This is a genomic window from Gammaproteobacteria bacterium, assembly GCA_022340215.1.
In the GTDB taxonomy this organism is placed as follows: Bacteria; Pseudomonadota; Gammaproteobacteria; order JAJDOJ01; family JAJDOJ01; genus JAJDOJ01.
Genome location: JAJDOJ010000038.1, coordinates 1 through 6,893 on the forward strand (window position 1 = coordinate 1; position 6,893 = coordinate 6,893).

7 protein-coding genes are annotated in these 6,893 nt (G+C 57.2%); 4 read left to right on the plus strand and 3 right to left on the minus strand.

Annotation, left to right across the window (positions count from 1 at the left end):
* The 3 genes from LJE91_02615 to LJE91_02625 all read right to left on the minus strand — a co-directional run.
* Positions 1-192, minus strand: a 192-nt coding sequence (locus LJE91_02615; protein MCG6867643.1) for an IS5/IS1182 family transposase, incomplete at its 3' end; no start/stop codon positions are given.
* 241 nt (positions 193-433) lie between these two features.
* On the minus strand, positions 434-904 hold the full coding sequence (locus LJE91_02620; protein MCG6867644.1) for a hypothetical protein: 471 nt from the start codon (positions 902-904) through the stop codon (positions 434-436).
* A gap of 321 nt (positions 905-1,225) precedes the next feature.
* The gene (locus LJE91_02625) at positions 1,226-1,717 is read right to left on the minus strand and encodes a hypothetical protein (protein ID MCG6867645.1); all 492 of its coding nucleotides are present in this window, start codon (positions 1,715-1,717) and stop codon (positions 1,226-1,228) included.
* Positions 1,718-2,073: 356 nt separating this feature from the next.
* Here LJE91_02625 and LJE91_02630 point away from each other — a divergent pair, with 356 nt between their 5' ends.
* From LJE91_02630 to LJE91_02645, 4 genes are all read left to right on the plus strand, one after another.
* The gene (locus tag LJE91_02630) at positions 2,074-2,274 is read left to right on the plus strand and encodes a hypothetical protein (GenBank protein MCG6867646.1); all 201 of its coding nucleotides are present in this window, start codon (positions 2,074-2,076) and stop codon (positions 2,272-2,274) included.
* A 40-nt stretch (positions 2,275-2,314) separates the two neighbouring features.
* Complete coding sequence (locus LJE91_02635; GenBank protein MCG6867647.1) at positions 2,315-5,044, plus strand: DUF499 domain-containing protein; 2,730 nt, start codon at positions 2,315-2,317, stop codon at positions 5,042-5,044.
* Positions 5,044-6,039, plus strand: a complete 996-nt coding sequence (locus LJE91_02640; protein MCG6867648.1) for a hypothetical protein — start codon at positions 5,044-5,046, stop codon at positions 6,037-6,039. Before LJE91_02635 ends, LJE91_02640 begins: the two co-directional genes overlap by 1 nt.
* Position 6,040: 1 nt before the next feature.
* The coding region (locus tag LJE91_02645; GenBank protein ID MCG6867649.1) for a DUF1156 domain-containing protein at positions 6,041-6,893 on the plus strand (853 nt) is incomplete at its 3' end.

Consider the following 6,893-nt stretch of genomic DNA (forward strand, 5'->3'; position numbering starts at 1 on the left):
GCGGTCTTCAAGAGGACGTCCAGGCCATCGGACGGCACCAGGGATGTGCTCCTCCAGTTTGGCTAATTCCAGTACGCTCACCAGTAGCTTCTGCTTCTCCGTCAACTCGCCCAGTTCTTCCCAAATCATGGGAAACAGAAAACTTTGGATGTGCCGCCATGTGTGGGACAATTTGTCCAGTGCCTGGTTCATCGGATCTTGCCCTATGGTCATGATTCCGTTGGTTTAAAGTGCAACCTTATTTTTCCAACAATGAACCGGGCACTCTCATTTATCGGCCTCGAATCGCCAAGTAATTCGCTGGTCTTGGGAGTTTTGCAAGAGGCTCAAAAGAGAAAGGGATTGGGACGAGCTTCGACGTTCTCAAAGGTCTGTTATTAAAGTTAGGGCAAGAAGCAATTGGATTGTGAACGTCTAACCTTATTCGTTATGCTCATAAACCACTTTCTGAGGCATAGTAAATAATAATGGCGGCCGCAGCTATCGTAATGAGCATTGCCTGGTAAAGAAGCATAATTCTCGGTTCGAGCAATGTCCTCGTCAAAGGCATCGACTTGATTTCCTTTTCGACGCATTTTTCAGTGTTTGGAATTCTTATATGGGTACTAGTTACTTCTTCCGAGTTTAGGAACTCTTCGAGAGTCTTCGCGCGAGATATATAAGCAAGCTGTATTCGTTTATAGATAGAATCAAGAAACCAGAATAAAACTAAGGCGAAGACACAAGGGAACAAAAGTATGTACGACCCATCCTTTACAGAGACGGCGAGAAATGCCGAAAAAATAGTTATTGCCCAACCCTTTATTGTGAATTGTACTTTTCCATAAGTATGGATTCCTTGTTGAACCGCCTCAAGCTCTTTTGAGGCCAGATCGCGCTTGCAGTTATATTTTGTCTCACACATGAACAATTCACCCTATTTAACAGATAGCGCTTATTAGGCGCAGCATTGAAGCGACGAAAACGTGGGATACTGCTTATTCCCATTGTGTCGAATATCCTTCTCTATTAGGCCGCTATATGCGTAGAGTACAGATTAACAACGATCTGTCTCTGAGCATTTATCTCAGTCGCCGACAACTATGGCCATGCCGAATCCGAGCGATCTATGGCGCTCACAATTTACGCTTTCTGATATGTCTTGCAGGGCAAGTCGCGATTAATACTTAAGCCCGAGCGTGTAGATCGTTGTGGCTTCGTTCATGGTCGAGATCTCGGTTCGCAGCTAGGACCGCGTCTGTGCATAAAATTTCGCGGCGGAACGCACTAAATTCCAATCCTGCACTCGCCAAAATGGGGCGGAATCGTTCGGCTGTTTACTAGACGTAGCATCGCTGCCAGTGAGTTTGCGCATGAAGGGCGTCATTTCGGCAATGAGGGACTGCCCACTCAAACAGATGTCGAAACCTTTGGTATTGGCCCCGACCCACAGCGTTCCATTCCTACCCATTAAACTCCGATGACCCTTTGTGACTTTCTGTTGATGAAATTTCAGGCCCAATTCTTTGGCAAGCGCCCTCATGCGTCTCTCATGTTCTCCGTCCGTGATCGGCTCAAATTGCCTTTCGGCTTCGGGTGCGGGTTTCTCTCCTCGTAGCGCCGCCGCCAATGCCTTGAACAGATAAACCGCATCATTTGGCACCCACTCTGTAATACTGGTAAACCCGGCGGTTCGTTGCCGTTCCCTGAAAGCCCTTTGTTTCTCTCGATTGTCCATAACCGATCCTCAGTTGATGAAAGCGTCATCACTATATGAAAGTTACATATAACTATCAATCTGGTAAGGGAAATCGAGAAACGCGGGTAAGGGAGGGGGCGAGACCTAAATCACGTTCCGGAGGCTCAGTACCACAATACTGTCCGAGCTCCGCATCGTGCCCTCGAATCCGTAGCACGAGGACATGACCTGACGACTGAAGCCCACACCGAGATGACAAGCTGAATGCGTGCGTCGCATTAGCCCTCGCCGAGACATAGCGACATCTCCACGAAAATTAGCCTTTTAGGTCCACACTTCGGGTTTCATAGGCTATTACATTACAGTGCATTTGCAGCACACTGCCGAGGGGAGCCATGCCAACCACCAAAACCGCCACACTAACCTTTCGGATCAACCCCGCCCTGAAGGATGCGTTGCGCGTGGCCGCTCACCAAGAGCACCGCTCCATCGCGAACATGGTGGAGATGTTGATCCGAGACTATTGCAGGCGGAAAGGCATCGATATCCGGGACCCCGAAACTGCTGAAAATCCCGAAGGAGGCAGGAACAGATGAGCGCGATTGTGGAAAGAACCGGGCATCCCGGGAGAAACCTATGCTTGGCTTAACCCTACGCGACGAGTTCAAGGATCGTCGCCTGAAGGGTACGGCCATTGAGCTGACAAACAAGAACAACACGGGCGCTACGCAGATCTCCGCAGCGGATTTTCTGCGTATCACCTACCCATCTCATGATGTTCTCAAAACCATCGAAGCGGCAGGCCCTACTCAGGGCAGGCCCGTTACCCTGAAAGGCGAGAGGGGCCAGGGTAAGTCGCATTTGATGGCCGTGCTATACCACGCCTTCACGGACCATGGTGCCACGCAGCACTGGCTGAACAACTGGTCGCACACACTGGGGGACGTGAAGATCGGCCAGATCCCCCTGCGTGGCGGAATGCACGTTATCGGCGAAAGCCTTCACAGGCAGCGCTACAAGTACCTCTGGGACCTCCTATTCGATAACCACCCGTATGGGGGCTATTGCCGGGGGAAGTGGGAGGGGCTTGGCGACAAGAAAACGGATGTGCCGAGCGACGAGATCCTACTGGAACTGTTCCGGCATACGCCGACAGCGCTGATTTTCGACGAGTTCCAAACCTGGTACGACGGGCTGACCAACACCAAGCAATACCCCTGGCGTACCTGGGCGTTCAATTTCGTCCAGATCCTCTCCGAGATCGCGAAGGAGCATCCCGAGTTTCTGGTTCTGGTCGTTTCCGTCCGAAACGGCAGCACCGATGCCTTCCAGCAAATCCAGCGTGTCAACCCCGTCATCGTCGATTTCAAAGGCCCATCGGCCAAGAGCGACCGCTTGCGTTTGCTACTTCACAGATTGTTCGACAACCGGCTCCAGGTAGGCCCATCGGCGATTGAAGGCCTGATCGGCAGCCATATCAGCGAATACTTCCGCCTCAAGAACATCGCCCCTGCGGAGCAGGCAAGACTCCACGACGAATTCATCGAGGCCTGGCCCTATGCGCCGCACCTCATGGATTTGCTAGAGGATCAGGTGCTCATCGCGACCAGCGCACAGGGAACGCGCGATCTGATTCGTATCCTGGCCGATCTCTACAAGCGCAATGGCGAGAAAAAAGCGATCCTGACGGCAGCGGATTTCCGCCTCGACGACGAAGCCAGCGGCATCACGGCGCTGCTCGATTCCGTCGCCAACCAGCATCACGCCAAGCTCCGGGAGAAGGCGCTGCGCAATCTGGAGGCCGTCACCGACGCCATCGCCGGGACTAGCCAGAGGCCGCCCCACCTCGAAGAGGTGATCGGTGCCCTCTGGTTGCGGTCCTTGGCCGAGGTTAATCAGGCGGGGGCGGATCTGGCGACGCTCCATGTCGATGTGACCAGGGACAAGCCTGTCGATGACAATGGCTTCCAGGTCGAACTGAGCACGATTGTCGAGAACAGCTTCAACATCCATGAGGACGGCAATCGCTACATCTTCCGGGAAGAGGAAAATCCCCAGGCCAAGCTCATCGTCAGCGCCCGTAACGACAAGCTGTTCCAGGACGACGAGGACCGTTGGCACCTTGCCAAGGAAACACGCTATGTCCTCGAAGGCGGTGGCGACGTGGACCTGCCCTATCGCGTGATCGTCCTGCCCCGGACATGGAAGGCCGACCCCTGGGAGAAGCTCGAAGAGGGCGACACGCCCGCCCAGTGGGGCAATCGCATCCCGATTGTGGTGCTACCCGAGGCGCCCTCCAAACCAGAGGCCGTCTTGGGTGAATGGCTGCGGGACAATCTGCAAGCCAGCCGCAACGTGGTTCGTTTCCTGATTCCCAGGGACGGCTCAAGCAACCTTTTTCTGGATCACGATCTGCTGGTGCTGGCCCGATGCGTTTACCTGGCGGAGCAGTGGAAGAAGCAGAACCCCGAATACGGCAGGCTGCAAACCAAGTATCGGAAAGAGCTGCGCGACATCCTCAAGGCGCGTTTCGACCGCTTCGCGATCATCGCCAACTGGCACTTTCAGCAGCCCCAGAACTGCCGTTTCTTCATCGAAGGCCACAAGGCCGAGGGGGCGAAAATCCCCGATGCTATCGACAAGAGTATCCGCGAAAACCTGTTCATACCGGAGGACTTCGACGACTACATCGTGGAGGCGGCACCGAACAACGAGCCGATCAGCAAGCTGCTCAAGGAGTTGAAAGAGCCGCGCCCCGGCGGTAAGGACTGCATCCCGTGGTTGGGCGAGACCTTGATCAAGGAGCGCATCATCCGCCTCTGCGCCCGCGGCGAGATCGCCATCAACCTACGCGGGATGGAGTACCTCCAGGCCCTCGACGACGAGACCGAAGAGGCCGCCTACAAGCGCATGCGCGGCAAGCTCGGCACCGGAAAGCACCTGGACGAGACTCACGTCCTGCTCCCCCAGAACGTCCCGGCGACCGGCGGCATCACCTCGCCAGGCTCGGCAGGACCGCCGACCGTTGGCCCCGGTAGCGGCGTTCATCCTGGCGGCCCTGCTGGGGGAGCGGGCGGAGTCGCAGAGCCGGGACCAGGCGCTGTAGGCAGAACAACCGGTGGTGGCTATGCAGACCCCGGTCGCATCTTCGGTGGTGGTGGCGGCTTCACCCAGCACACGGCCCCTCCCACCTCTTCGTTGAACCTGCTGGGCAAGGTCGAGGCCTGGGGGATCGGCACCGGCACGCAGGTAAAATCGCTGACGCTGCGGGTGGACCAACTCACCGGTGCGCAACTGCAGGAACTGATCCGGAAGCTCCCCGACGGCATGACCTATGGCCTGGACCTGGAGAAGGAGGAGGGCTGATGACGCTGCCGCTCCACCTGATCCAGACGCTGCAACACGCGCAACCAAGCGAGGCCTGGGCCGCCATTCTCGACCATGCCTGGACTCTGTGCTCGCAACCCCTTGCGCCGGGCAAGGCAGTCACTGAGGTCCATGCACGCGACCGGGATCTCGCGGATGTGGACCACTATCTGGCCACCGCCGACTGGGATCTCTGGACGGAGTTCGAAGCGTCGGTGCCACGCACATCCCAAGTGTTGGCGGACTGGTGGAACGGGCATTCACCAGGGCGCGCCGTCCTGATCCTGGATGCCCTCTCCCTACGCGAGGCCCCCTGGATTCTGCACCAGGCCGAGGCGAGGGGCTTCACCGTCCAGCAGGCCCGCCCCACCTGCGCCGAGCTACCTGCCGATACCACCCCATTCGCCAAGGCGCTCGGGTTTGCCCAGCGTTCCGCCTTGGGAAACAACGGCGCGGGCAAGGGCCACGTCTTTCCGGGCGCGCGAACCGAGTCCGTCGACATCGCCTGGACCGATTGCGCCGTGCTGATCGGTTCGGAACCGGACTGGGTGTTCTGGCACCACTGGCCGGACCATCGCCTGCACGACCACGACGACCCCGGCAAGGGGTTGCAGACGCTCACCGAGGAGATCGAAGCGCACCTGACCGGGGATGCCTTCTGGTCACTGGTCGAGCGGCTGGGGACGGGCCGCCGCCTGGTCATCACCGCCGACCACGGTTATGCCGCCAGCGGGCAGTTCTCCGACACCAATACCGAGCAGTCCGACTACCTCAAGAAGCGCTACAAGAGCGGCCGCGCAATCCCCAGCGGTGAGGCGCCGGGTGCCTGGGTGCCCCCCATCGATCTGGCCATCGAAAGCGCCCACGGCCGTCATCTGTACGTCAACGGCCGCCGTAAATGGAAGAGCCATGGCGGCTATCCGACCCTGACCCACGGCGGCCTGAGCGTCCTGGAAGTCACCGTGCCCTTCATCGAACTCAGCAGGAACAAATAGCATGGCGAAAGACCAACCCTGGAAGGCCAAGGGCATGAAAAAGGACGAATGGCTGGCCGAAGAGGTGGCCAAGGCAGTTGGTGCCGGCAAGCCCTGGAAGTGTGAGACCGTCGATTTCTCCGATCCTGACCGGCCACCGACCTGTATCGAGGTGGATTTTCCCATCATCCCCATCAATGAGATTTCAAAGATTGAAGGCAATGCCCGCAAGCCCATCTATACGATGTCGAAATGGTTTGCTCTACGGAACAGTTGTGTGTTTCGTTCGATGTTGTTGGCCTCCGTCATCAAGGCCCCGGATGACCCCGCCGAGGCCGCCAAGCTGGTGTGGGACGCTTACTACGGAAATCACCAGAAGAAGGGAGCTTTCAAGGAGCTGAAGGTGGCCGACATCTTTATGGGAAAAGCGTTAACCGTTGTTGAGGGTTCTCGACTCGGGATGCAGACCTATGGAAATGATCTTAATCCTGTAGCTTGGTTTGTGGCCAAAAACGAACTGGCCCAGGTGGACAAGGCCGAGATCGAGGCTCTGCTGGCGGAGATCGAGGCCGAGGTGAAGCCGCAGATCATGCCCTTCTATACCTGCGACTGTCCGCGTGGTCACAAGGGCGAGTGGACCCGGATTAGCAGTGGCGAGGTGATGAATGATGACTTCGACCCGCTGGCCCTGACGCCGGCGGAGCGCAAGGACTACAGCTACCACGGCCCCGAGATCATTTACGCCTTCTGGGCCAAGCACGGCCCCTGCCAGGTGACCGGTTGCGGACATCGCACGCCCATCATGACCAGCCCGGTGATGGCGATTAAAACCGTCGCGGTGAAGGCATGGTCGCGCACCTGCAAGTACTGTGGAT

Bases quoted from the DNA above. Each gene is read 5' to 3' on its own strand.
- LJE91_02630 (MCG6867646.1), top strand. From the start codon at position 2,074: ATGCCAACCACCAAAACCGCCACACTAACCTTTCGGATCAACCCCGCC.
- LJE91_02640 (MCG6867648.1), top strand. From the start codon at position 5,044: ATGACGCTGCCGCTCCACCTGATCCAGACGCTGCAACACGCGCAACCA.
- LJE91_02625 (MCG6867645.1), bottom strand. From the start codon at position 1,717: ATGGACAATCGAGAGAAACAAAGGGCTTTCAGGGAACGGCAACGAACC.
- LJE91_02620 (MCG6867644.1), bottom strand. From the start codon at position 904: ATGTGTGAGACAAAATATAACTGCAAGCGCGATCTGGCCTCAAAAGAG.
- LJE91_02635 (MCG6867647.1), top strand. From the start codon at position 2,315: ATGCTTGGCTTAACCCTACGCGACGAGTTCAAGGATCGTCGCCTGAAG.